Annotated in this window: 22 protein-coding genes, 1 pseudogene, 1 riboswitch and 3 other annotated features; of the genes and pseudogenes, 16 read left to right on the top strand and 7 right to left on the bottom strand. The window is 36.1% G+C overall.

Features of this window, described 5'->3' with window-relative positions; translation table 11 throughout:
- The first annotated feature begins 13 nt into the window (after positions 1-13).
- Positions 14-484 carry a hypothetical protein gene (locus ACSVDH_RS14565; protein ID WP_439251987.1) on the top strand — a complete coding sequence of 157 codons (471 nt, stop codon included), beginning with the start codon at positions 14-16 and terminating at the stop codon, positions 482-484.
- Between the two features lie 27 nt (positions 485-511).
- On the opposite strand, the gene ACSVDH_RS14560 is transcribed toward ACSVDH_RS14565, so the two are convergent.
- Positions 512-1,264, bottom strand: a complete 753-nt coding sequence (locus ACSVDH_RS14560) for a YqcI/YcgG family protein (protein WP_439251988.1) — start codon at positions 1,262-1,264, stop codon at positions 512-514.
- A gap of 370 nt (positions 1,265-1,634) precedes the next feature.
- Positions 1,635-1,880, top strand: a binding site (T-box leader).
- A 52-nt stretch (positions 1,881-1,932) separates the two neighbouring features.
- Here ACSVDH_RS14560 and ACSVDH_RS14555 point away from each other — a divergent pair.
- The 6 genes from ACSVDH_RS14555 to ACSVDH_RS14530 all read left to right on the top strand — a co-directional run bounded on the left by ACSVDH_RS14555 (position 1,933) and on the right by ACSVDH_RS14530 (position 9,315).
- Positions 1,933-3,291, top strand: coding sequence for an amino acid permease (locus ACSVDH_RS14555; protein ID WP_439251989.1), 1,359 nt, complete (start codon positions 1,933-1,935; stop codon positions 3,289-3,291).
- Between the two features lie 290 nt (positions 3,292-3,581).
- The gene (locus tag ACSVDH_RS14550; RefSeq protein ID WP_439251990.1) at positions 3,582-3,872 is read left to right on the top strand and encodes an RNA polymerase alpha subunit C-terminal domain-containing protein; all 291 of its coding nucleotides are present in this window, start codon (positions 3,582-3,584) and stop codon (positions 3,870-3,872) included.
- Positions 3,873-4,073: 201 nt separating this feature from the next.
- Complete coding sequence (locus ACSVDH_RS14545) at positions 4,074-4,424, top strand: VOC family protein (RefSeq protein WP_439251991.1); 351 nt, start codon at positions 4,074-4,076, stop codon at positions 4,422-4,424.
- Positions 4,425-4,584: 160 nt separating this feature from the next.
- Positions 4,585-4,808: a binding site (T-box leader), on the top strand.
- Between the two features lie 41 nt (positions 4,809-4,849).
- Positions 4,850-5,074, top strand: a binding site (T-box leader).
- A gap of 52 nt (positions 5,075-5,126) precedes the next feature.
- The gene (gene thrS / locus ACSVDH_RS14540) at positions 5,127-7,043 is read left to right on the top strand and encodes a threonine--tRNA ligase (protein WP_439251992.1); all 1,917 of its coding nucleotides are present in this window, start codon (positions 5,127-5,129) and stop codon (positions 7,041-7,043) included.
- Between the two features lie 321 nt (positions 7,044-7,364).
- Positions 7,365-8,129, top strand: a complete 765-nt coding sequence (locus ACSVDH_RS14535; RefSeq protein WP_439251993.1) for a carbon-nitrogen hydrolase family protein — start codon at positions 7,365-7,367, stop codon at positions 8,127-8,129.
- Between the two features lie 205 nt (positions 8,130-8,334).
- A complete protein-coding gene (locus ACSVDH_RS14530; protein WP_439251994.1) occupies positions 8,335-9,315 on the top strand; it encodes a UCP032817 domain-containing protein in 981 nt (326 codons plus the stop codon).
- Positions 9,316-9,404: 89 nt separating this feature from the next.
- Here the strand turns inward: ACSVDH_RS14530 and ACSVDH_RS14525 are convergent, their stop codons facing one another.
- From ACSVDH_RS14525 to ACSVDH_RS14515, 3 genes are read right to left on the bottom strand one after another with little or no spacing between them, the layout of a single operon-like run.
- Entirely contained in the window at positions 9,405-9,875 is a 471-nt protein-coding gene (locus tag ACSVDH_RS14525; RefSeq protein ID WP_518618258.1) for a FixH family protein, read from the bottom strand.
- Between the two features lie 13 nt (positions 9,876-9,888).
- The gene (locus tag ACSVDH_RS14520) at positions 9,889-11,268 is read right to left on the bottom strand and encodes a PepSY-associated TM helix domain-containing protein (RefSeq protein WP_439251995.1); all 1,380 of its coding nucleotides are present in this window, start codon (positions 11,266-11,268) and stop codon (positions 9,889-9,891) included.
- A 23-nt stretch (positions 11,269-11,291) separates the two neighbouring features.
- Entirely contained in the window at positions 11,292-11,858 is a 567-nt protein-coding gene (locus ACSVDH_RS14515; protein ID WP_439251996.1) for a DeoR family transcriptional regulator, read from the bottom strand.
- Between the two features lie 330 nt (positions 11,859-12,188).
- Here ACSVDH_RS14515 and ACSVDH_RS14510 point away from each other — a divergent pair, with 330 nt between their 5' ends.
- From ACSVDH_RS14510 to ACSVDH_RS14495, 4 genes are all read left to right on the top strand, one after another.
- Positions 12,189-12,527: an NIPSNAP family protein gene (locus ACSVDH_RS14510; RefSeq protein WP_439251997.1), complete on the top strand. Its 339-nt coding sequence runs from the start codon at positions 12,189-12,191 to the stop codon at positions 12,525-12,527.
- A gap of 229 nt (positions 12,528-12,756) precedes the next feature.
- Entirely contained in the window at positions 12,757-13,719 is a 963-nt protein-coding gene (locus ACSVDH_RS14505; protein WP_299088801.1) for an aldolase catalytic domain-containing protein, read from the top strand.
- Positions 13,720-14,037: 318 nt separating this feature from the next.
- Positions 14,038-15,429 carry an MHYT domain-containing protein gene (locus tag ACSVDH_RS14500; RefSeq protein ID WP_439251998.1) on the top strand — a complete coding sequence of 464 codons (1,392 nt, stop codon included), beginning with the start codon at positions 14,038-14,040 and terminating at the stop codon, positions 15,427-15,429.
- Between the two features lie 204 nt (positions 15,430-15,633).
- Positions 15,634-16,026: a hypothetical protein gene (locus tag ACSVDH_RS14495; protein ID WP_439251999.1), complete on the top strand. Its 393-nt coding sequence runs from the start codon at positions 15,634-15,636 to the stop codon at positions 16,024-16,026.
- Positions 16,027-16,039: 13 nt separating this feature from the next.
- On the opposite strand, the gene ACSVDH_RS14490 is transcribed toward ACSVDH_RS14495, so the two are convergent.
- Together ACSVDH_RS14490 and ACSVDH_RS14485 are read right to left on the bottom strand one after the other, a co-directional pair.
- Positions 16,040-16,573 (bottom strand): undecaprenyl-diphosphatase, encoded by a 534-nt coding sequence (locus ACSVDH_RS14490; protein ID WP_439252000.1) that lies wholly within the window; start codon positions 16,571-16,573, stop codon positions 16,040-16,042.
- 237 nt (positions 16,574-16,810) lie between these two features.
- Entirely contained in the window at positions 16,811-17,359 is a 549-nt protein-coding gene (locus ACSVDH_RS14485) for a DUF3231 family protein (RefSeq protein WP_439252001.1), read from the bottom strand.
- Between the two features lie 342 nt (positions 17,360-17,701).
- Between ACSVDH_RS14485 and ACSVDH_RS14480 the strand changes: the two genes are divergently transcribed.
- The 4 genes from ACSVDH_RS14480 (at position 17,702) to ACSVDH_RS14465 (ending at position 22,919) form a co-directional block, all read left to right on the top strand.
- Positions 17,702-18,349, top strand: a complete 648-nt coding sequence (locus ACSVDH_RS14480) for a 2OG-Fe(II) oxygenase (RefSeq protein WP_439252157.1) — start codon at positions 17,702-17,704, stop codon at positions 18,347-18,349.
- A 529-nt stretch (positions 18,350-18,878) separates the two neighbouring features.
- Complete coding sequence (gene abc-f / locus ACSVDH_RS14475; protein ID WP_439252002.1) at positions 18,879-20,609, top strand: ribosomal protection-like ABC-F family protein; 1,731 nt, start codon at positions 18,879-18,881, stop codon at positions 20,607-20,609.
- A gap of 128 nt (positions 20,610-20,737) precedes the next feature.
- The gene (locus tag ACSVDH_RS14470; RefSeq protein ID WP_439252003.1) at positions 20,738-20,869 is read left to right on the top strand and encodes a hypothetical protein; all 132 of its coding nucleotides are present in this window, start codon (positions 20,738-20,740) and stop codon (positions 20,867-20,869) included.
- Positions 20,870-21,149: 280 nt separating this feature from the next.
- Positions 21,150-22,919 carry a bifunctional metallophosphatase/5'-nucleotidase gene (locus tag ACSVDH_RS14465; protein ID WP_439252004.1) on the top strand — a complete coding sequence of 590 codons (1,770 nt, stop codon included), beginning with the start codon at positions 21,150-21,152 and terminating at the stop codon, positions 22,917-22,919.
- Positions 22,920-22,949: 30 nt separating this feature from the next.
- Here ACSVDH_RS14465 and dapA read toward each other — a convergent pair whose 3' ends face one another.
- Positions 22,950-23,840 carry a 4-hydroxy-tetrahydrodipicolinate synthase gene (gene dapA / locus ACSVDH_RS14460; protein ID WP_439252005.1) on the bottom strand — a complete coding sequence of 297 codons (891 nt, stop codon included), beginning with the start codon at positions 23,838-23,840 and terminating at the stop codon, positions 22,950-22,952.
- Positions 23,841-23,969: 129 nt separating this feature from the next.
- Positions 23,970-24,148: riboswitch (Lysine riboswitch) on the bottom strand.
- Between the two features lie 286 nt (positions 24,149-24,434).
- On the opposite strand from dapA, the pseudogene ACSVDH_RS14455 reads away from it, so the two are divergent.
- Positions 24,435-25,088: pseudogene (locus tag ACSVDH_RS14455) on the top strand (LLM class flavin-dependent oxidoreductase); the annotation flags it as partial.
- Between the last annotated feature and the right edge of the window lie 52 nt (positions 25,089-25,140).

Below are 25,140 nucleotides of genomic sequence, written 5' to 3'. Positions count from 1 at the left end.
GAGGTACATGAACATGTCATTGAAAAATCAGTGGATTATTAGTATTACTATGATTATCCTTTCTTGGTTATCCTTACCCTTTTATGGATGGCGTCAATTTAAAAGATTTCTTCCTGCATCAATGCTCATTGTAGTTTTTGAAGCAATAAATGTTAAACTTGTTAAGAATAAAAAGTGGTGGATTTTTTATAATAAACCAAACTCATATTTCAATAACGAATTTCCTTTTAATATTGGCCCTTTTATCGTAAGTTCCTTATGGGGATTAAAATGGTCATTCGGAAATCTTAGGAAATTTTTAGTAATAAATGCTGCAATAAATATTTTCTTCGCTTTTATTTATATAACAATATTAGAAAAAATAAAAATTGCTCGTTTAGTCAAAATAAATAAATTTCAATTTTTCTTATATTTCTATTACAAAGCGTTTTTGTTATATGGAATTCAATACTTTTTTGAAAATAAAACTAAATTACTAAAATAAACGCAGGTAGGCTGGATTTCCTGCGTTTTAAGTATCAAACTTTAAATTTTTAAGGATCCGATGATAGGGGCATTTGGACAAAGATGTATCATCATCCCGAAGAAAATATTGTCTCCACTCAAAATTATCCTCCAGCCCATAACTGTTTAAATCATGGTGGATAGGAGCTGAATCGTAAGTTATCAGCCTTTTCCTTATTTGTTTTCTAATCCCCTTTGCAAACTTAGAATGCTTGTTAAATTCCTCTAGTACCCATCGTGGTGTAATTGCGAGCATCATTCCATCAAAATGCCTGCTTTTTCGATGCTTATGGGCTGGGGTTGCACAGTACATGAAATATTTCTCCTTGCTATAACAAAACTCCCATAAAGGATCATGGGGATTCGAAGGTATATCCTCAGGCCATTCAAATCTGTCGTATGCATTTAATTCACTTAAATGCTTCCAAAATAATTTTTCATACTCTTCTGTACTAAACCTTTTCTTCATATCATCAGGAGTTTCATAAAAAACGATCAACGACGTGTAGTTACCAATATCCTTTGCAACCTTCATATAACCACTCAATGCTACGGCAAGATCAGCTACTGTAGAAGATTTTCGCGGATCACCAATAAAGCTGTATATCAACTGATTTTGTTTGAAGCCGATGACTGCAGGGATGCAGGGAAATGGATTTGCTTTATCACTCATTTTTGCTGAGAACTTCTCTAAATAACTTTTTTCCCAGTCTTTTAATTGATCCCGGCTTAAGGGATTATCCACATAAAGTCCACGCATGAAGACACCTCCATCATGCAGTATATTCATACAAACAAGAAGGTGAGAGATGTCCGGTTTTAGATGGGCATACACCTAGCATAAATCAGATTTTACTTGTACGATCTTGATACTCTTACAAGGGTAATTTTGGATTGTTTATTAAGCTCAGGAGTATTTCTAAATATTATGAAAATAAAAGTTTTTATTACAATGTTAAGAACAGAAGTAAAAGTTATATGTTAATCTTTTATGGGAAACGAAGCGTAAATGTTGAAAGGAGATTTGTGAAATATTATAAAAATTCGTTATCTTCATTGACAATGAGGTTGTCAGCTTGTATAGTATTTCAATATAGTAATTTTACACATCCCATTACTTGATAAAAATAACGAACACGATGAATAGAAGTAGTAGAAGAATGTTCATGATGGACAGAGAGCTGCGGGGTGGTGAAACGCAGTCACATGAAACTTTGAACTCGTCTAGGAGTGGTGAAGCCGAATAAATTAGGCTCTAACGACTAACCTCCGTTAAAAGGTTTAGCATATTAAAACTGTGCAGAAAGCTGGACTTTGTAAGAAGCGAAGTCAATAAGAGTGGTACCGCGGTTGGCCAAAAGCCCATCGTCTCTTTTTAAGAGATGATGGGTTTTTTTGTATACTATCTAAGATTAGGAGACTATAAGTATGAGTAACAAACAAGAAAGTTTAAAACGGACGATGACATCACGCCATATTATGATGATGGCGCTGGGAGGAGCTATAGGTGCTGGATTATTTAAAGGAAGCAGTACGGCCATCGATATGGCGGGCCCTGCTGTCATTCTTGCGTATATGATTGGAGGTATCATCTTGCTTTTTATTATGCAGGGCCTTGCTGAAATGGCAGTTAGAAACAAACAGGCAAGAACATTTCGTGATTTAATTGAGCCAGTTTTAGGTAATTATGCTGCACACTTTCTAGACTGGATTTATTGGAAAATGTGGGTATTAAATATCGCTGCGGAATCAGTGGTTGCTGCTATTTTTCTGCAATACTGGCTTCCAGATATTCCAGTTTGGGTACTGGCTTTAATGGTATCTGCCATTGTTACCCTTGTAAACTTATTTTCAGTTAAGCTATTTGCAGAAACAGAATATTGGCTCACATTGTTAAAAATCAGTGTCATTGTATTATTTATTATAACCGGTTTAATCATTTTATTAATACCGTTTCAAGACCATACCGCAACAGGATTTTCTCATCTTACACAGCATGGAGGATTTTTCCCTAATGGTATGCATGGATTGATCATGGCTATGCTGGTGGTCATTTATTCATACGGTGGTACTGAAATGATAGGTGTTACGTTGGCAGAGGTAAAAGATCCGGAAAAGATTATACCTAAAGCAGTGAGAGGTACATTGATACGGATTATTTCTTTTTATATTTTACCATTTTTCATTATTGTGAGCTTGATCCCATGGAATCAAGTGAATGGCGTACCAGAGAGCCCGTTTGTGACGGTGTTTAGCATGATAGGAATTCCATATGCAGATCACATAATGAATGCTATTATCTTGTTAGCTATAATTTCATCAATGAATTCTGGGCTATATGCATCGTCACGTGTTCTTTACACACAAGCGGCGGATGGTCGGATGCCAAAACTATTTGCAAAAGTGTCGAAAAAGCAGGTGCCTGTTTATGCGATATTAGCATGTACATCATCACTGTATGCAGGAGTGCTTATTTCTGTATTTGCCGGGAGTAATACGTTTAATTACTTAATGGGTTCTCTTGGATATACGGTTCTTTGTATATGGATTATTATTGCGATAGCACATTTGAAATCTCGCACAAATCAGACACAGCAAGGCAGCTATAAAGTCCGCTTTTATCCTTACACGACTTGGTTCGCATTATTGGCGCTGATTGCTATATTAATTGGTGTAATAGCTACTACATCTATCATGGTAACGACGATTACAATCGTCATTTACTTATTCATTACAGTATCTTACTTTAGAGTACGTTCACGTATTGAAAGAAGACAAGCAGCATAATTTACCTATTTATGAAAAGAGACCCCACCTGAAGTGGTGTCTTTTCTTTACTTTTTTTGCAAGTTTACCGTTTTTTAAACTAATTTAGACAACTTAATTATGAAATTGAGATTCGTACTGAAGCACTTTCCATTAAGTGTTATGGCGTTATGGTTGAATTCTTAATTCCGAATCCGGTATCCTTACTAGCAGGAAGCTTCGAAGAAGAAAAGTTACTTTGAAGAGAAAAGAATCGATGCATTTAAAGAATAAGAAGTAAATAACATACCAATTTTATGAGGTGTATTTAGATGACTAATCAAAAGAATTTAAGGATATGTAACAAAGGACACAAATATTATAAAAGTACTGACTGTCCAAGCTGCCCTACGTGTGAGCAAGAACGTAAGCCGGACAGTGGATTTCTTTCAAAACTTTCTTCACCTGCTAGAAACGCATTGATACATGAAGGAATTACTACATTGGAAAAACTGTCAGATTACAGCGAAAAAGAAATTTTAAAATTTCATGGGATAGGACCTGCTTCTCTACCTACACTTAAAGCTTCATTAGAAGAAAAGGAACTATCATTTAAATCATAACCAAAACTTTACAATCCTCAACAATAGAAAAAGCACAATTCTGCAGCAAGATTTGTGCTTTTTCTATTGTTGAGCACACTTTACTTCGATATGAAGCTGGGGATTTTTCTTAAAAAGTGCAGTGATGCTTGACAAGAAGGGAATATAAAAACTAAAAGCGAATTAATATATATACTTGAAATTTATTTATGGAGGTAGTTTATGAACCCTATATTAAATAAAATCGGAACAATTTTTATTCCTGTAAAGAATATTGAAGAGGCACGTGAATGGTATTGTGACATATTAGGGTTAATAGCAGATGGTGAGATACTATCTGGTCATTTATATATTGTACCAATGAATGGTACAGGAATTGTATTAGATAGCAAGATTTATTCAGAGGATACTATTTTCAACACTCCACTTTTTCATTTTAACACTAACAATATCGAACAAGCGTATGAGTATATGAAAAGTAAGAATGTTGAATTAACAACAGAAATTGAGCATAACCATTGGTTTAATTTCAAAGACCCTTATGGAAACCATTTAATGGTGTGCAAGTGTTAATCATTTTACAACATTTACTTAGGTTAAATTCCAAGGGTTGCAACAGCAACTATTTTCTTATAGAAAGTAAGAAGTTTTCCTAAAAATACAAAAAATAGGTATTGCTATTTATGGAAATTTATTGTAATATGTAAAATAATTTAAATGAATGCTTGAATTTATAAAAGCGCTGATAAGGACATGAGTTACTTTTACGGTTTCCAGAGAGGGAAGGATAGCTGAAATCTTCCTAACACAGGAAAGTATCTTACCACCTTTGAGCTGTATTGGGGAACATAAGTATCCAATACCGTCTATGCTGCGTTACAGCACCAGAGCCGTAAGTTTTCTTTTAACTTATGGGAAATTGGGTGGAACCACGAGTATTACGCACTCGTCCCTTCATTGGGATGAGTGCGTTTTTTATTTTTACAATCACATATAAAATGATTGCGATGAAAAGGACATGAATTATTTTTACGGTTTTCAGAGAGGGAAGGAGTTGCTGTGACCTTCCTAGCTTAGGGAAATAATTTACCGCCTTTGAGCTGTATTGGGGAATATAAGTATCCAATACCGTCTATGCTGCGTTATAGCACCAGAGCCGTAAGTTTTCTTTTTGCTTATGGGAAATTGGGTGGAACCACGGGTATGGCGCACTCGTCCCTTTCATAGGGATGAGTGCTTTTTTTATTTTTTACATAAAAAGGAGTGTTTATTATAATGAGTAAATTAATTGAAGTTACATTTCCAGACGGAAAAATAAAGGAATTTTCGAAAGGCATGACAGTGAAAAATATAGCAGACTCCATTAGCTCAAGTTTAAGCAAACATGCAGTTGCAGGGAAAGTAAATAAACAAGTGGTAGATTTAAGCTGCAAGATCGAACAGGATGCGGAAGTCTCGATATTATCTCTTGATTCAGAGGAAGGATTGCAAGTTTTAAGGCACTCATCCGCACATGTATTGGCACAAGCTGTTAAAAGGCTCTATGGCAATGTAAAACTTGGGATAGGTCCAGTCATTGAAGATGGATTTTACTATGATTTGAAACTGGAACACAGTTTGACTTCCAACGACTTACTTGCCATTGAGAAAGAGATGGAAAACATCATAAACGAGAATTTAGAAATCGAACGAATCGAAGTTTCTTATCAAGAGGCCGAAAAATTATTTGAAGAAAAAGGTGAACCATTTAAGTTAGAGATATTAAAGGATATTCCAAAAGATGAAAAAATTACTCTTTATCAACAGGGAGAATTTATTGATCTTTGTCGCGGCCCACATCTTCCATCCACTGGCTTCATAAAAGCAGTCAAATTAACTCGTGTATCAGGTGCTTATTGGCGAGGTGATAGTCAAAATGAAGTGCTGCAACGGGTGTATGGAGTGGCATTTAAAAAGAAAAAGGATGTAACTGAATATCTACATTTCTTAGAAAAAGCAGCAAATCGAGATCATCGGAAATTAGGAAAGCAATTGGAGTTATTTATGTTTTCTGAGGAAGCTCCAGGAATGCCGTTTTATTTACCAAAAGGACAAATTGTTCGAAATGAATTAGAACAATTCTCTCGTGAACTTCAAAACAAAGCTGGTTACGCTGAGGTTCGTACTCCATTTATGATGAATCAACAATTATGGGAGAATTCGGGCCATTGGGATCATTACCATGAAAATATGTACTTCACAAAAGTCGAACAGAAACATTTCGCTCTCAAACCAATGAACTGCCCAGGGCATATGCTAATTTTTAAAAATGACCTTTATTCTTATCGGGATTTACCAGTTCGAATAGCAGAATATGGTCAGGTTCACCGTCATGAATACAGTGGTGCGTTAAATGGAATGCTTCGGGTCCGTACATTTTGCCAGGATGATGCCCATATTTTTGTCCGAGAGGATCAAATTGAAAGTGAAATTAAACAGGTCTTTTCTTTAATTGACCAAGTATATCGTACATTTGGCTTTGACTATTCGGTGGAGCTTTCCACTCGTCCAGAGAATTCATTAGGTTATGACAAATTTTGGGGAATATCTGAAGAAGCATTAAAGAATGTACTTAAACATTTAGAAATTGATTACCATGTAAATGAAGGCGATGGGGCATTCTATGGTCCGAAAATAGATTTCCATATTAAAGATGCCTTAAAACGAAGCCATCAATGTGCAACAATCCAGCTTGATTTTCAAATGCCGGAAAAATTTGATTTAACTTATATTAATGAAAACAACGAAAAGGTTCGACCTGTGGTCATCCATCGTGCTATTTTTGGATCCATTGATCGTTTCTGTGGTATCTTAATCGAACATTTTGCAGGTGCTTTTCCTGTTTGGCTTGCACCTGTGCAAGTGCAAATTATCCCGATCTCACAGGTGCACTTGGACTATTGTTTACAGATTCAATCCGAACTGAAACAACTGGGAGTAAGGGTGATAATTGACAATAGCAACGAAAAGCTAGGGTATAAAATAAGAGAAGCACAGATGCAAAAAATCCCTTATATGCTGGTGCTGGGTGACAATGAAGTGAAAGAACATGAAGTAAATGTAAGAAAATACGGAGAACAACAATCGGAAAGTGTTCCCCTTGAACATTTTAAAAAGAAAATAGAACAGCAAATAAAAGAACGTAGTATTTAATTAGAAGATTCGTCTCTGTAACGGCAGCTTGAAGATAAGTAACATTTATTCCAGAAAGGGCGCTATCCCGGAACAAGGATAAGCGCTCTATTTTTATTTTGAAGAGGAGTATAACAAGAAGGATTCTTTTTTAGTTGCTTGGAAATAAGAGAAGTAAGCGAGGCAATTCGAAGATCAAAACCATAAGTTTAATGCTCGATTAGTTAATATAGGAATTTTGGTCTGTATTGTAAAAGTTTAGGTAAAATAATTCGTCTTAAAATGAATAGTGATATGATGATAATTATGGGTGACCATTTATAGCCAAAAGGGGGAGTTATGTTGAAGAGAATAAGAGTCGCTTTACTGCATTTATTACCTATTGCTGGGGATATTCAATATAATCAACATTTAATTGAAAAAGCTGTGAAACTCGCGGCAGCAAAAAATGTGGAGTGGATTATAACACCAGAATTAGCTGTTAGCGGGTTGCAATTTTCTCAAAAAATTGGTACTAGCTGGATTAAAAGGCAGCCCGATGAATGGATGAACCATTTTCGTGATTTGGTTAAGTCAATAAATACGAATGTATTTATTGGTTGTCCTGAAAAATCTGAAGATGGGGAGCTATATAATTCAGTATTTGTGATAAATAGAAAAGGAGAATTAATAGGGAGACAAAGGAAGAGCGCCACTATTTCAGATGGTTGGTGCCATACAGGCTCTATCATTGAAACGATAAAACTGGAAGGCATAAGACTTGGAATTATGATATGTGCAGATGCTTATACGGACAAGATTGCCAATACCTTATTAGTAAAAGGAGCACAAATAATTGTTGCTCCATCTTCTTGGGGACCAGGTTTACATGGACCAAATGGGGAGTGGGAACAGAGATCAATCGATACTGGATTACCTATATTTGTCTGTAATCGAACAGGAGAGGACGAAACAGTTACTTTTTGGGAAGCAGAAAGTCTAATCATTAAAAATGGGAAACGGCTTCTGTCGCATAAATCTGTAAAATCGGCCATTCTAACTTTTGATTGGGATGTAGAAAAAATGGATTTAATATCTTCTAAATTTCAAGTTGAATATCTATCATGATTTTTTTAGAAAGTGGCGTTTTATAGAAGTAGAGATATTAACAAACAGCCAATTCATAATAGCTACCCAATTAATATATCAAAAATCCAGTTTTAAAAAATTCCCAATCTAAAACTAGCCTAAAGCTCTAAAACTCTTAAAATAACACTGAAAGTGTAGTATAATTTTACCAAAACATATATATTTTTCAAAAAGGGGGAGTGAAATGATTATTGGTGTTATTTTTGGTGGCCTGCTGTTGGCCGGTATTACAGTTGGGATCATTGCTTCAATCAAAAAAGGTCAGCCAAAATTAATTAAGGAGAATATACCGGAAAATCTAGGTCTATTAAACCATGTCCCAATCCAGCCTTTACTTAATCAATTAAATATGGCTTTAGACGATGAGTATATTCAACAAGTTAAGCAGCGATTTCTTAAGGAGCATCCCCAACGGAGCGAGGATGAGTTTGAGTGGCTTTTGTTTGAATTAAAAAGGTATTTCCTAGTCGCTAACATTCTAAAGAAAGCCCCTATGTTTAGTGAAGATGTCGATGAAATCTGGCATGAAATGATCCTTTTTACGAAAGAGTATCAGTCATTTTCAGAGCAATTTTTAGGGGAAATGCTTCATCATATTCCAAACACAAATCCCGATCCAGCACCACAGGATCGCGCATTTTTCGACTGGGTTTTCTCACAGCTGTTTCAAATTACCGAATTTAGCTGGAAGACTTGGGGGAGTTTTTTCAATCACCCGTTATCTAATGAGATTTTAAAAGAATTTAAGGAAAATAGTAAGGAAGCTTTGTTGGAAAAGTATTTTCGTCAAAGCGAAGTTAATAAAGGACTGGCTGAATATTTAGTCGATCGCATGAAGAAGCAAATAAATGAAGCGGAAAAGATCTATCAGGTTGATAAAAAAGGCTCATTTACAAAGCAACAGACATATGGTGATATGACTTCCTTGTCACTTGTTATGGTATTCTTCTCGTTTTATTATTTTAATGACTATTGGGAATGCGCGAAAGTATATGCATTTACTCAAGTGGCAAAATATACCAGCGGTTGCTCCAACGCCGTTTTCTGCGGTACAGCTTCCTCTGATCGTTCCGGGGATAACCACGGCGATGGTTCAGGCGATGGCGGCGGAAATAGTGGATGCGGTTCCTCCTGCTCAAGCTGTGGCGGAGGTTGTTCGTCTTAGTTAAAGCATTGAGGTGCAAAAAAAGGGTAATAAAGCGTATCACTTATAGCAAACATCCGGTCTTCAAATGAAAACCGGATTTCTATCATTTAATGGTGATGTTCATGAGGGGCATTTTGTTTTTGTGCACCTTTTTGTAAGTATTCTAATTCACTTTTAGAAAGTTCACCTACGATAAACTGTTTTTGAGGCATAATCATTGAACCATTCTGACTAGCATGTACTTTTACAAAATAAAGACCTTCACTGTCGAAATCTTTGCTAATACTATACGTACCGTTTCCTAATTCCTTCGCTTCTTCCATAGAATAATGGACAGACCCGTCTTGTTTCCATATTTCAAAATGAACAAAGTCTGGGTCATTTACTCTTTTTCCTTCTTGGGTAAGAATGACCTTAATTATCTCCTTCTCGTTATCTGAAAAAGATGTAGGTATAATGATTTCGGATTCAAGAGGTGTTTCTTGCTTGTAAAGCAAAGCCACATCTTCTTTTAGTGAGCATGCACTTAGCATGAGACCAATCATAAAGAATAAGTACATACATATCATCTTTTTCACCGCAATATCCACCTTATGCATTCAATATTTTTTTCATGACCGCTATTCTTTGAATAAATAGCCAGTCGATTAACCAAACAACTATAAGTGATAAACCGACCAATGGGAACAAGATCCCTAAACTTATTAGAAGGATTAGAAAGTATTTCATTTTCAGCATACTTGGAGCTTTTGGAGCACCTAATCCTTTTTTTGGCTTTCGTTTCCACCATAAATAAAAGCCGCTAACTGCCACAAACATAATGCCAAAACAAATAAGGAGACTAATGAGTTGGTTAACAAAACCAAATTGCGTCCCTTTATGCAAGGTGATTCCCAAAGCAACTATTTTTCCAACCAAACCGTAGTGATCATACCGATAATCAGCTAGAATCGCACCTGTGTATTGATCAATATGTATGGTCGCTTCATCATGTGCTTTTGGAGGAAAAGCGGACAATGTATAAACACCTTCTTTTTCAGTCGGAAAAATAACCGTATAACTTGGATGAATCCCTTCACGATTGGCGATTGCAACCACATCATCAATGGAAAGTGGTATAAACCCTTGAATTTCTGACTTAGGTACATCTAAATTTTCTGCAGCCCAGGGAACATCAGCAATATCTTTTGTTTTAATCGTGGATGTTGGAGCACTGCCGATCCATATGGAAGGGGGATAACCTGCCCCAGAATTAGTAGCTAACGATTGAAAGTTACTGCCCCAAAAGCCTGACCAAGGTAATCCTGTCAGGATTAGAAACAACATTCCAGCTGTTATCCAAAAGGCTGGTACTGCGTGTAAGTCTCTTCGAAGAATCTTTTTTCCTTTTTTAAATCTGGGAAAAAGAACACCTGACAGACTTTGCTTCTTTCTTGGAAACCATAAGAAAAGACCTGTTACAATTAGTACGATTGCCCAACAGGCAGCTAATTCAACAGTTCTGTCTCCTAGAGTACCAGCCATTAGTTCACCATGAAATTCTTCGATTTTATCCATGATTCTGTCTTCATTATTTAATTCTCCAATTAATTTACCTGTATAGGGGTCTATAAAGATAGTAAGAGACTCATTATTAGATGTTATGCTTACTTCACTCGAACGAGTTGCATATTCTCCAGGACGATAAGCTGTGACAACTGCATCAGGATATCGATTTTTCACTACCTCAATTTGTTGGGAGGCAGGGATTTTTTCTCCTTGTTGATTCACTTCGTAGTAGTCTTGATACAGAATTTGTTCAATCTGCGGCTTAAATAAATAGATAGAACCAGTAACTGCAAGGATCATAAGAAACGGAGCGAAAATAAGGCCGGCATAAAAATGCCATCTCCATACAGTTTGATAAAGACCATTTCTATTTGCTAATTTTTTTGAGCTTTGTGTTGTATTTTCTATTTTTGCGGGTTCCATTTCTTTTCACCTCTTACAATTTCTTAGTCGCAGCAGTTTTTGCTATGCATTTCTAATGTGATAGCTTGAATAGCTTCCTTGAACCCATATATTTCCCCGCCAAAACCCAGCTGAAATTTCTTAGCATGTTTCATCGATTCAAAGGCAATGACTTGTGGCTGACAACAATTCAAATCAAGATCTGCATTTAGAATAAAGGTCGCAATTTTAGCACTTATCGTTGTATCTTTTAAAAAATCATGGCAAATAATTTGTGAAACCTCATTCTCTATATCCTGAAATCGCAGCAGGCCACAATGGGGACAACAAGCTTGCTCCACATGTTGATTCTTTTTTATCAATTGAACAGACAGCCTTGGATTTACATTCTTATAACAATACGTACAATGATTAGAAGAATTATAGCTTTGCGCGATAAGAGTAAATCCATTCGATGTTTTCAAAACTTTCTGCTGGTCAATTAAAGGTTTTAAATCTCGGTAAACCGTCATTTCGGACACTTGTAACCTCTTACTAATATCCGAAACACGCAATGTCTCTTCTTGTTCTAACCATGTTAAAATTTGTTGTTGTCTTTCAATTGGCAACATTTTTATCCCACCATTTATTAAAAGTTCGGGAAACCAACTTTCTCTTTAATCCCTTATCATTAAGACTATTTTACTTATGGAATACTTACAAGAAATTCAGTGATAAATTTTGTGAAAAAATGTTGAACCGTAACAATATGGACAATAATTATTCATCTCCATTTTATTTCATGTTTTATATCGTATGGAGATTTTAAGTTTCAAGACCCTTTAATGATTAGTAAAAAAAGGAAGCAATAGTGTTTTATAGAATTAATATAAGATCCTTACATATTTGAAAGGAAGAAAACAGTTGAAACTTTATTAATATAATAGGGGGGAGCGAGAAATTTGTTTTACAGGAGAAAGTTTTACATTGTAAAAAATGAATTTATTGAAATTTTTAATGCCCATTTTAATGAAACAAATTTACCTAATCAACTAAAATACGGTGCACGATTAATTGGTAGATGGATGATACCTAATGATGAAACAACCACTGAGATATTCGCCATTTGGGAGTACGATAGCTATGAGAAGTATCAAGAAATTGAAGCCAAAGTAAGAGGTGACAAAGAGCACATCGCTCGAATAATGAATTGGTATGAAAAAAATGGCGGTAGAGATTATGTGTATAATGAGTATTTTTTGGAGGTTAGAAATGAATTCTTAAAGTCAACTTTAAGATAGGTTTTTATTCACCATAATAATGGTACAGGACAAGCTTTTTACAATCTAAATAGGAATTCCGCAAAACCTTAACTAGAATAGAATATTAAACTTTAGGGATTATATATAATAGGTTTTTAAATCCTATTTTCGCACAATTCCTAATTATTTTGCAAAACTGTTGACACTTTCTTACCTTTATGTCAAATTTATAAGATATATGTACATACATCAGGAGGAAGTAATAAGTATGGAAAATCGCACGAATATTATTGACTGTACGATTCGCGATGGCGGATTGGTAAATAATTGGGATTTTAGTGTAAAATTTGTTCAAGATTTATATAATGGTTTAAGTGAAGCTGGTGTTGAATATATGGAAATTGGCTACAAAAATTCACCAAGGCTTCTTAATGCAAAAGAACCAAATCCGTGGAGATTTTTAGATGATCAGTTTTTGAAAGAAGAGGTCATCACGGAGAAAAAATTCACAAAGCTGTCCGCATTAGTAGACATTGGTCGTGTCGACCCTGATGATATTTTGCCGCGTGAGCAAAGTGTATTAGATATGATCCGTGTTGCCTGTTATATCCGTGAGGTGGACAAAGGCTTGGAGCTTGTTCAAATGTTCCATGATTTAGGCTATGAAACATCGCTTAATATTATGGCTTTATCAAGTGTACCTGAACATCAGCTTATCGAAGCCTTTGAAATGGTAAAGAAAAGTCCCGTTGATGTTGTTTATATCGTTGACTCGTTTGGAAGCCTAGCACCAACAGATATTGAGCATCAGGTGAAAAAGTTTAAAGAGATGCTGCCAAATAAGCAGTTAGGAATCCATACTCATAACAACATGCAGCTTGCTTTCGCAAATACATTAACAGCGATGCGAAATGGCGTGACATTCCTGGATTCATCTGTTTATGGCATGGGCCGTGCGGCTGGAAACTGCCACACAGAGCTTCTTGTTACGTATATCCAAAAACCAAGCTATGAAATGAAGCCTGTTCTAGGCGTTATTGAAAACCACATGCTTGAAATGCGTGAAAAATGGGAGTGGGGGTATATTATTCCTTACATGATCTCAGGTGCATTAAATGAGCATCCGCGTGTGGCGATGGCTTACCGTGACAGCGAGGACCGTGACAAATTTGTTGATTTCTACGACAAGGTTACATCACCAGAAGCTTCACTAGCGCCTGCTTCAAAATAAATTTAGTTTACATGAAACCCATAAATTGGTACATCACGAAGAGAATGTGATGTGCCATTTTTATTTTTCATGACTGCTAGAAATGGACATGAGCAGGATTTTAAGTCCTTTTATCGAAAATAATTGGAGAAAGGATAGTATGAAATGAATTTTGAAAGTACATATTTAATTAGATAGGGAATACGAGGTTGGACATTTTTGAGGTTTTGTTAACCTATATTTTTATATTTGTTCAATATTATCCTTTTCCCTTTTAAAAAAATGTTTGCTAGTTAATCATGATAATAGAACTTAAATAGACAATGGAAGTGGTGTCGTATGGATCATGTAAATGATACCTATAATTATTACTGGTTAGTTTTTTCAATTCTTCTAGGTATTCTTTTTTCATACATTGCTTTAGACCTTCGTTGGAAGATGATCGTATTTAAAGATTTCAAGTACAATGTATGGCTATTAAGTTGTGCGGTTGCAATGGGTATTGGCATTTGGACCATGCATTTTGTTGGCATGGTTGCTATGAAAATGTCAAGTCATGTCATTTATGATATTAGAATTGTTTTTCTTTCATTGATTATCTCTATTATAGGAACAGGTATTGCATTCTTACTTATGAAATTAAATCCCTTTAGACTCCTATTATCTAGTCTATTTATGGGAGGTGGAATTGTTTGTATGCACTACCTAGGTGTTTGGGCAATGTATCCAAATGTGCTGCTAACTTTTAACCATCTTATTGTCAGTCTGTCTTTTATATTTGCTGTTGTAGCGGCCTTTGCCTCGTTATGGCTACTTTTTTTCTTTAATCATCGCCGCTCTATGAATTTAAAATGGAGGATATTAAGTTGTATATTAATGGGTATAGGAATTTCAGGAATGCATTATATCGGCATGTGGGGAACAGATTTTACTATAATGACAAATCCTCCACCAATTAATACTTATTATACAGTCAGCTCTAACAGCTTGAGTTCTTTTATTAGTGTACCAGCTTTAATAGTAGTGTTAATCATGTTATTATCAAATGCCTTTCTTGATAAAAAACTTCTATCACAAATGGAAGAACTTAATGAAAGTGAAAGAAAGCTAAGAGAGTCCGAGAAACTATCTCTGGTAGGAGAATTGGCTGCTGGTGTTGCTCATGAAATTCGGAATCCACTAACATCATTAAAGGGATTTACTCAATTCATTTACGAAAAAACAAACGATCATTCAAATAAAAATTATTTAAAAATTATGATTGATGAAATAAACCGGATCAATTTTATCGTTAGTGAATTCATGGTGCTTTCTAAGCCGCATATTGTCAATATTTCTGTAACAGACCTATCACTTATTATTAAAAATGTCATTACCCTCCTAAATACTCAAGCGATAATGAAAAACATTGAGATTTTCCCAGAATTTGTTGGAGATTCTTTTTTAATAAAGTGTGAAGAAAATCAAATAAAGCAAGTATTAGCTAACATTATAAAGAATTCAATTGAAGCAATGTCGGAAGGAGGAAAGATTTATATTAAATTAGAACAAAAAGACTCCTATTTTGTCATCTCGGTAATAGATAATGGGGAAGGGATACCAGAAGAAAATATTCATTTATTAGGTAAGCCCTTTTATACCACCAAAACAGAAGGTACAGGATTGGGGTTAATGGTCAGCAAAAAAATTATTCAAAACCATAATGGGAAATTTGAAATTCATAGTATCTAAAAGAAAGGAACAACTGTAAAAATTTCATTACCTATAGATCAAAGTGATTTAGAACAAGTAAAAACAAATCATAAATTAGATAAAGATCCATCATTACAACAATCCTCTTAAATAACTTTTTCAGGAACATTCGTTCTGTTTGATGAATATCTTTCTTATGAAGACAATATGATGAACTATCAACTGTGAAATGAGGGGATAAGGTTGGCGAATGAACCGGTCATCACCAAAGAAATGCTTGCTCATTACCTTGAACTCAACCATAAGAAAAAAGAAGTGGAAACAGAACTTGAAGAACTGAAGAAAGTTTTTAATGACTATTTTGATGTATCCGTGGGCCAAAATGCCAAGGGGGAAATGGTTTTTAAAGATTACAAATTACAAAGACAAATTAGAAAAACCGTTAAATATAAACAGGAACCAACTGTTAAAAGACTTGAGGAACTAAATCTGCTTGATCTTATTCAAAAAAGGCCTGACGAAGGGAAAATAAAATCAGCCATCCAACTGGGATTGCTGCATGAAGAAGATTTAGAAGGCTGCAAGACAGAAACTTCTTCACAAGCAATTTATGTGAAATACTTATCATCCAAGTAAACAAAGTGTCTTTTCAATCAAGGGGATTTTCTTCCATTCCAGTATCAGATGAACATTCACCAGCTGTTTTATCTAATATAATGCTGGCCATCGTGCCAATACATGCACTTCCGATTATATCAGATGGATAATGATGTCCTACCCAAATACGGGAGAAGCCTGTTAATACCGATAATACCCACATGATGGAACCAAGGACACGGTCATAAAGAAAAATAGAAGTAGAAATTGCAAACGCAAGCAGAGTATGTTTACTCGGAAAGCTAGAATCCATTTTTGAAGGAATAAGAATGCCGACACGATGTTTCACAAAGGGACGTGGTTTAAAATAACACAATTTAATCAATGTGTGAATAACCATTGTAATACCAGTAGATTTAACAGCATTACAAGTCACTTTTTTATAAAAATCATTTCTAAACCACATAAAAATCAAGACAAAAATAAACACATAACGAATCTTATTTGAAATCAAGATCATTAGCAAATCAATTGGAGAACAACGTCCAGAATAATAATTGATTAAATTAAATACTTTATTGTTCATAAAGATTATCTCCTAAGATTATAGTTACAAATAAAATTCCCAACTTAGCAAGAAATATGTATAAACGATATATAAAGTTCTGAATAAATAATGAAAATAAACATGCGCCAATCCCTAGGTATGGGGGTTGGCGTATACTATTCAGTAATGTCTATGTAATCCTAAAATAGCTTCTTACTATTTTTGCTATACTTATTTTTACCTTTATTACATACATTCCTTTATAGATTTTTTAGCTTAAGGTTGTTTCGAACCAGGTTGAACGTAAAATGGCGGCACTTTTATCCATCCGCGTTTGCGCATTAAATGTTTTAATCTCGTCGCGAAAGCTAATTTTTCTGCTTGAAACTGAACAAACAATAAACCTACATCTGTACGAATCGATTCTGAAGAAGCACCAGCAGCACGCATAATTAAGCTAATAATTTTTAACGATAATTCATTTGCAATGACATCATCGGTTAATTTAACACCGAGAGGCACACTGTTAGGGTCTGATACCGGCATATCTTCAGGGGCAGGAGGTAATGGAATTCCTTCTTTAATCATAAAATCATGGAGCCTTTCCCTTTGACTCGCTCCAAGTTTCATATCTTCTTCAAGGATTGCTTTTAGTTCATTATCTGTCGTAGTATGAATACCTGCTTGAACAGAAACTTTTGATAATTCAAGGCCAGCTAAATAAATCCAGCATGACATCACTTCTCCGACATGAAGTGGTTGATCTTTATCTTGAACTGTCATGGACTTCATGGCATCCATCACTGTTTCCCATACATTTACCATGTGATCACTCCTCATTTTGCAGCTAAATTATTTATATTGTTTGTTTCATCAGAATTTTTTATTCAAGAGTTGTATTTTTAACTTCAGAGGGTAAAAAATTTTTATTAAAAATAGAATCATAAAGTAGTAGAAAAACAACGATGCAAGGTGTAAAATTTATTTACTGAAATCAGTAACATCCTATGAAAAGGCAGGAGGAATGAAAACTTAATAGAGAAACACAACTGTTACCGATTTCCTCTAGATGAATGCATTAATAAAACAGATGGAATGACCGCTTTCTAAAACAAACCCATTTAATTATTTAAGAAAAATAATTGTAAAGGTTGATGAAAGTTGACAATGGATGCGAAAGAATTAACGATGAAAGAACCAACGATTTTTAATCACATTGGAAATAAAATAGTAACAGAAGACAGAGTCATTAACATCATTGCTAAAGTTGAAGAACCACTAATCGTTATTTTAGGGAATGTATTAAGTGATGATGAATGTGATGAGCTAATAAAATTATCAAAGGATAACCTTCAGCGGTCAAAAATTGGGAGTTCGCGTAAAGTCAATGATCTTAGAACAAGCAGCAGTACATTTCTTCAAGAAGAAAATGACATTGTGTTGAGGGTTGAAAAAAGAATCTCAGCGATCATGAATATACCCGTTGAACATGGTGAAGGTCTTCAAGTTCTTCATTATCAAAAAGGACAAGAATATAAAGCTCATTTTGATTATTTTTCATCCGCAAATCATGTTGTTAACAATCCGAGAATAAGCACACTCGTCATGTACTTAAATGATGTAGAACACGGTGGAGAAACATTTTTTCCAAAGCTTAATTTTTCAATCTCTCCGCAAAAAGGAATGGCCGTGTACTTTGAATATTTTTACAACGATCCTGCTTTAAACGAGCTAACCTTACATGGCGGTGCCCCCGTTATCATCGGAGATAAATGGGCTGCTACCCAATGGATGAGAAGAAAAAAAGTAAACTAAAAATAAGCTGATATACATTAGTTGGTCATTTTGTTCAAAAAAATCATTCATCTTAGGAACCAGTTATCATTTCACTTTTACAGCAAATAGAAATCGCTTACAACGAAGATTGTGAAACATTCTAGAAATTTCTCATTTTTTGCTGCCATTGTAATAGAACCATGCCTATTTAGATGGATTCCTGTTGACAATACTTGCCTTGATAAATATACTGAATGTGTAAGTAAAAAAGTGGAAAGGAACGGTACTAAGCGGATGTGGATTTAATCTTATTTAAAAGGGATAACACTCATATGATTTTGAAAATGAGAACCTGGAGAAATAGGATTAGTCTGTCCATAGAAGCTATCATGACGTGCCGTTTAAAATACAAGTTAACACAAATTCTGTCTTTGTGTCTATAACTGTACTCTTTAAGCGTTTGCATATTATTTGATATGGGATTAGATATTAGCCTCTCCAGGATTCTTGGAGAGGCTTTTTTAATTTCTAAAAACCTCTCAATGAAAAACAAAAAGAGGTGATCTGCATGACTCCTGTTATACAAGGTAAAAGCCTGCAGAAAAGTTTTGGAGAACGAGAAATCCTAAAGGATGTTAGCTTTGACATACGAAAAGGTGAAAAAATTGGTCTCGTCGGCTGGAATGGTGCGGGGAAATCAACATTTGTAAAAATTCTTATGCACATGATTGAGCCTGACAAAGGTTCAGTCACAATGTGGCCAACCGATTTGAAAATTGGCTATTTGCCTCAATCAACAGATTATTCATTGTCGATTGATTCTGAACTATTCAATAATGGAGAGAAACTGATGGAAACAAGCAAGCAGCTTGGTTTGCCGAAAGATCGATGGGACAAAGAAGATCTGCACCACTTAAGCGGGGGAGAAAAGCTTAAATTGTCCTTAGCAAAAATTTGGGCAAATTCCCCAGAGTTTTTAATCTTAGATGAACCGACAAATCACTTGGATATGCAAGGGGTAAACTGGCTGATTGAAGAAGTAAGAGACTATTCAGGTGCTGCCATCATTATTTCACATGATCGTTACTTTTTAGACGAAACAGTATCAAAAATATATGAACTAGAAGCAGGTAAGTTAACGGTATATGACGGAAATTATACGTCCTATCGAAACGAAAAGCAAAGAAGGTATGAACAGGAAAAACGTGATTATGAAAAACAACAACGTAAAGTTGAGATGATTGAAAAGCAGATGACCACCTTAAAAGACTGGTCAGCAAAAGCCCATCGTCAAGCGGGAAAAGGGAGGTCAAATGCTGAAAATCGTCAGATGGGATTACGGGAATTCGAACGAGCGAAGGCAAAGAAAAAAGATAATCAAATAAAATCAAAGCTGAAGCGCTTAAATCTAGAGTTGTCAAAACATGAGGTGACAAAGCCAAAAGAAGAGAAATCCGTCTCTTTTCAATTTGAATCAGCTCCTAAACACGGAAAAAGGATTCTTGAAGCAAAAGGAATCAAAAAACAGTTTGGTGATCGAGTGCTGTTTGATAAAAGCCACTTTTATGTAAAGCATGGCGAAAGGATCGGCTTGCTAGGATCTAATGGAGCAGGGAAAACGACGTTTATCAAAATCCTGCTTGAGGAAGAAACCCTTACGAAAGGCACGCTTTGGATAAGCGAATCGACGAAAGTGGCTTATCTTTCGCAGGATGTAAGTGACCTACCTGGTGAAAAAACACCATTACAATATCTTGATCTTAAAGGTCGACAACAGGAAACGAAAGCCAGAACGCTTTTTGCCAATATGGGCATTCAGCAAGAAATCCTTGAAAAAACGATTTCTCAATTGAGTCTTGGTGAACGGACACGAATCAAGCTTATCTATATGATTCTGATGGAATATGACCTGCTAATTTTAGATGAACCCACAAACCATTTAGATTTGCCAAGCAGGGAAGAGCTGGAAAGAACCCTCAGTACGTATACTGGCACACTTTTGATCGTTTCACATGACAGGTACTTGATTGAAAAACTGTGTACGAAATTATTAATAATTGACAATTATAAAATTCAACAAATTGAAATGGGATTAAAGGAGTATAAAGAACGAAAAAAGAACAAGTATACACGAAAAGAACAAAATGTACACGAAGAATTGGCACTCATTGAAACAAAAATCACAGAGCTACTAGGAAAAATCGGTTATCTGTCGGCGGGTACTGAAGAATATGACCGAATAGATAAAGAACTAGTGACGTATATGGATAGAAAGCGAAATTTGCAGAGCATGTTATGACTTTCTAAAATGAAAGGGGAATCGATACATGATTCCCCATTTTAGCTCAATACTACTCTTAAAAAGTGCAATACATGTATCCTCACTAGCACGAGGATACTAATGGAAGGAAGGGAGGGATTATTCGAATGAAAAAACAAGGAATTCCAGAGCAGCAAATCAACTTTACAGGTAATGTGGATCAAGCTCTTGACGAAACGATGAATACGAAGCAACATGCTCAAAAGAAACAAACTGATCAGAAGCAGCAAAATCGATAAGCTGGTAACTTGTGATAAATATTACATGTGACCCATAATGGAAATCCATATCATAGCAATGGATTTCCTTTTTATTTTCCGTTCGGATAAAAATACTAATCATAAAACGTATGGTAAAAAAATGAATGGAAATAGGACACTGCTACTAAGTGTCTACTCGCTTATCACCTTGATAAGCTATTAACCGACCTGAAAATTCAAGTATGAAATCAACCAAAATTCAAAAAATAACAATAGAAATTAAATATTGTACGAGCTTCAATCATACACGGAGGACCCGATGAAAAAATATCTATACACTATATTACTAACCCTCTCATTTTTTACTTTATTTGGCTTCAATGCTTTTAACCGTACAATAGACAATCAACAAAAAAATAAAAACCTAGCAAATATTGATTTAAAAACTAGCCAATCCTCCCAACAAGTCAATCAACAATATCAAGCCTCAAAAACTTATAACGACAATGAACAGGGCCTTTCAAAAAATTATCATGGCCATATCGAACGACGTCCCGAGCTGCCACTCAATCGCAATAAAGAGAAAGAAAACCCGCAATACAAGCAAATCCAGCTACTTGGGATTAATGATTTGCACGGTCAATTAAATGTCACCAGACAAGTCAATGGCAAGCCTGCAGGACGTGCGGATTATCTTGCAGCCTATTTATTGCAGCGTGCTCACGAAAATAAAAACACATTATTCGTACATGTTGGTGATATGATTGGAGCCAGTCCGCCGATTTCCTTATTACTGCAGGATGAGCCAACAATTGAATTTTTAAATACAATAAACATTACAATTGGAACAGTTGGAAATCATGAATTTGATAAAGGAATAACAGAGCTGCTGCGGCTGATTAATGGAAGAAAACATGAAGCAACAGGGGATTTTGCTGGTTCTCAATTTCCGTGGGTAGCGGCAAATGTGATTGATAAAAAAACAGGTAAAACCATTCTCCCTCCATATAAAATTTTAAAAAACAATGGGATGAAGCTTGGATTTATCGGAGTTGTAACAACAGACACGCCAAGCTTAGTTGTACCAAGCGGTGTGGAAGGAATTACATTTCTTGATGAAGCAGAATCCATAAACAAGGCTGCTGCAGAGTTAAAAGAACAAGGTGTTAAAGCAATTATCGTCCTTGCACATAACCCTGGAACATCAAAGGATAATGGCGAGCAAGCAACAGGAGAAATCGTTAATATAGCAAAAACGGTTGATGATGAAGTCGATATTATTTTTGGCGGTCATAATCATGCCTATTTAAATGCTTTTGTTGATGGAAAACTATTGGTTCAATCTTATTCATATGGTACAGCTTTTTCTGATGTTGATATTGAAATAGATCCGCAAACAGGTGACATTGTTGGGAAGCGATCTGAAATTGTTACGGTTTACCAAGAAGGGATCTCGCCACACCCTGAGACAAAGCAGATGATTGAGAAATATGAAGAGAAAATAGAACCGATTGTAAGTCGTGTCATCGGGACAGCTGAAACTTCGATCACAGCTGCGCAAAATGAAAACGGCGAATCTGCATTGGGCAATTTCATTGCAGATGCCCAGCGCGAGGCAATGAAGGCGGATATTGCATTAATGAACCCAGGAGGAATCAGGGCAGACTTGGATGCTGGAGAAGTGACATGGGGGCAATTATATGTTGTCCAACCCTTTAAAAACAATTTAATTAAAATGAGTTTAACAGGGCAACAAATTCAAAAGATATTGAATCAACAATGGCAAGCAAGCAGGACGAAAATGCTCCAAATCTCTGGGTTCACGTATACTTGGGATGCGAACCAGCCTGCAGGAGCTAAAATCATTTCCATGCAGCTGCCTGATAGATCAGATATGGATCCCAACAAAAGCTACACAGTTGTTGCCAATGCTTTCTTAGCTGGAGGAGGGGACAACTTTACAGGCTTCCGTAAAGGGAAAAATCGAAAAACTGGAGCAGTTGATGTAGATGCACTTGTTGATTATATCAAATCAATGAAACATCCGTTTGTTGCACAAATCGAGGGGAGAATTCAACAAATTAACTAATAGAGGGTGAATTATTTCACCCTCTACATCCTACTTTACAATCGTCACCAATTTACTAGCTTCTAATGTCTCTATCAGCACTGCTTTTTCACCATTGTTCAAAGGAATCATGGGTAAGCGAACCCCGCCAACATTGACACCAATCATATTTAATGCCTCTTTGACCGGCGTTGGGTTTGGCGCTGCAAATAATGCGTTCATAACCGGGAGCAGCTTGCGATGCAAGGATGCCGCTTGCTGAACATCACCATTTTTAAAATGATTGATCATTTCCTGCATCTCATTGCCGATGATGTGGGAAGCAACCGAGACAATACCAGTTCCGCCGATGGATAAAACAGGAAGCGTTAAGCCGTCATCTCCACTATACAGCGTAAAATTTTCAGGAGTTTTGCTAATGATCTCTGCCATCGCATCTAAATCACCGCTCGCTTCCTTTATTGAGACAATATTATCAATGTTAGAAAGAAGAACAATGGTATCAACAGACAGATTCACTACACTTCGTCCAGGAATATTATAAAGCATGACCGGCAAGGATGTTGCTTCAGCAATTGCTTTGAAATGTTGGTACAATCCTTCCTGTGATGGCTTGTTATAATAAGGAGTCACAAGCATAATCCCATCGACTCCTGCTTCCTCCGCAAGTCTCGTTAAGCTGATCGATGCCTTCGTATTATTAGATCCAGTTCCTGCGATTACCGGCACTTTTTTATTTACGACCTTTACAACAAACTTGAAAAACTCGACTTTTTCCTCGGTTGTTAACGTAGGTGACTCACCAGTTGTACCTGTTATCACAAGTCCATCAGTTCCATTTTCAATTAAATAATTAACTAATTGTTCTGTTGCGTTAAAATCTACCTCGCCATTTTGATCAAACGGGGTAACCATTGCTGTTAGTACTTGCCCGAAATTCATAGCTTCACACCCTTTATCGTATTTTTATAAGGATAGGTGTTTAGAGCCATTCAAAAAGAAACGCAAAAAAGCAGCAACGAGGGGAATCGCTGCTGCAGTAGAGACAATATCAAGAAATATCGTTTCCGTGCGTAAGATAGCCCTCCATATAGTGACCTATATGACAGTTCTGTATTTATTCAATAACAGAACCAGCTTCAAGAACATGAGATTCTTTCTGCTTCGGCAAATTCCCCTTTCCACAATCATCACAGGATCTCATTCTCCTCAGAATGTGTACTCATGAACTTTGCACCTCTATCCTCACTTCAAAAAGTATTGAAATAAGAAAAATTTAATTATTGGTAATATATCATGAACTTCCTTCTCTTACAAGGATTTTCTGTTAAGAAGTCCATAATAATTGTAAAAGAATAGTAAAGAGTTAAACGAAAGGAAGAGATCATAAGGGCTCCGTAGTGTGCATATTTCCAAGGAGTTAAACCTTTGTTTTGTCAGGATGAATCAGGTAAGATGGTGATAAAGTCTATTAAGCAATGAATAAAACAAATACATATAAAGGGGGCTATTAGTGGAGATAGGAATAGGTACTTGCTCGAGTTATTATTAAAAATTCGTGAATCTGAAAAAGTGACCTGGAAAGGCGGGCATCGCCCGGCCATTTAAAATTTAGGCGTGTACCCGCGGCCTGTTCAACATCCTCTTCCCGTATGGATCGGCAGCGGCGGTAATACGGAATCAATTATCCGTACAGGTCTCTTAGGATTGCCGTTAGTTCTTGCCATTATCTGACCGGCACAGTTTGCGCCGCTCGTCCAGCTTTATAAAAAGGCCGCTAAACACGCTGGGCATGAGCCATCAAAGCTCCCAGTAGCATCTCATTCACATGGCTTCATGGCCGAGGACACTGAAACAGCTGCCGACAAGTTTTTCCCGTCGACCCAGCAGGTCATGAACATATTAGGAAAAGAGCGCGGGTGGGGGCAATATGACCGCTCAAGCTTTGAGGCCGCTCGTAGCTTTGATGGAGCGTTGTATGTAGGCGACCCAAAGACGGTTGCCGTTGCCGCTAAAATCATTCACCTTCGCAAAAACGTAGGGATCACACGCATTATGCTGCATGTACCCGTTGGCTCGATGCCGCATAATGAAGTGATGAGAGCAATCGAGCTATTAGGAAAAAAAGTTGCGCCAATCGTACGTAAAGAAATTTCCAAGCGGAAAGAAGAGAGCATCGAGAAATTTTAAGAGATTATATTTTTGACATAAAGGTATAAACCATTCAAATTAGGGTAACCAC

Source organism: Metabacillus sp. Hm71 (genome assembly GCF_051842955.2).
Taxonomy (GTDB): domain Bacteria; phylum Bacillota; class Bacilli; order Bacillales; family Bacillaceae; genus Metabacillus.
This window is presented reverse-complemented; position numbering and strand designations above follow the sequence as displayed.

Coding starts and splice junctions, on each gene's coding strand:
- ACSVDH_RS14515 (WP_439251996.1), bottom strand. CDS start 11,858: ATGTTGCCAATTGAAAGACAACAACAAATTTTAACATGGTTAGAACAA.
- ACSVDH_RS14470 (WP_439252003.1), top strand. CDS start 20,738: ATGAAAAAACAAGGAATTCCAGAGCAGCAAATCAACTTTACAGGTAAT.
- ACSVDH_RS14530 (WP_439251994.1), top strand. CDS start 8,335: ATGATTATTGGTGTTATTTTTGGTGGCCTGCTGTTGGCCGGTATTACA.
- ACSVDH_RS14465 (WP_439252004.1), top strand. CDS start 21,150: ATGAAAAAATATCTATACACTATATTACTAACCCTCTCATTTTTTACT.
- ACSVDH_RS14520 (WP_439251995.1), bottom strand. CDS start 11,268: ATGGAACCCGCAAAAATAGAAAATACAACACAAAGCTCAAAAAAATTA.
- ACSVDH_RS14560 (WP_439251988.1), bottom strand. CDS start 1,264: ATGCGTGGACTTTATGTGGATAATCCCTTAAGCCGGGATCAATTAAAA.
- ACSVDH_RS14485 (WP_439252001.1), bottom strand. CDS start 17,359: ATGGTAAATGTATGGGAAACAGTGATGGATGCCATGAAGTCCATGACA.
- ACSVDH_RS14505 (WP_299088801.1), top strand. CDS start 12,757: ATGGAAAATCGCACGAATATTATTGACTGTACGATTCGCGATGGCGGA.
- ACSVDH_RS14550 (WP_439251990.1), top strand. CDS start 3,582: ATGACTAATCAAAAGAATTTAAGGATATGTAACAAAGGACACAAATAT.
- ACSVDH_RS14555 (WP_439251989.1), top strand. CDS start 1,933: ATGAGTAACAAACAAGAAAGTTTAAAACGGACGATGACATCACGCCAT.
- ACSVDH_RS14545 (WP_439251991.1), top strand. CDS start 4,074: ATGAACCCTATATTAAATAAAATCGGAACAATTTTTATTCCTGTAAAG.
- thrS (WP_439251992.1), top strand. CDS start 5,127: ATGAGTAAATTAATTGAAGTTACATTTCCAGACGGAAAAATAAAGGAA.
- ACSVDH_RS14565 (WP_439251987.1), top strand. CDS start 14: ATGTCATTGAAAAATCAGTGGATTATTAGTATTACTATGATTATCCTT.
- ACSVDH_RS14480 (WP_439252157.1), top strand. CDS start 17,702: ATGGATGCGAAAGAATTAACGATGAAAGAACCAACGATTTTTAATCAC.
- abc-f (WP_439252002.1), top strand. CDS start 18,879: ATGACTCCTGTTATACAAGGTAAAAGCCTGCAGAAAAGTTTTGGAGAA.
- ACSVDH_RS14490 (WP_439252000.1), bottom strand. CDS start 16,573: ATGAACAATAAAGTATTTAATTTAATCAATTATTATTCTGGACGTTGT.
- dapA (WP_439252005.1), bottom strand. CDS start 23,840: ATGAATTTCGGGCAAGTACTAACAGCAATGGTTACCCCGTTTGATCAA.
- ACSVDH_RS14500 (WP_439251998.1), top strand. CDS start 14,038: ATGGATCATGTAAATGATACCTATAATTATTACTGGTTAGTTTTTTCA.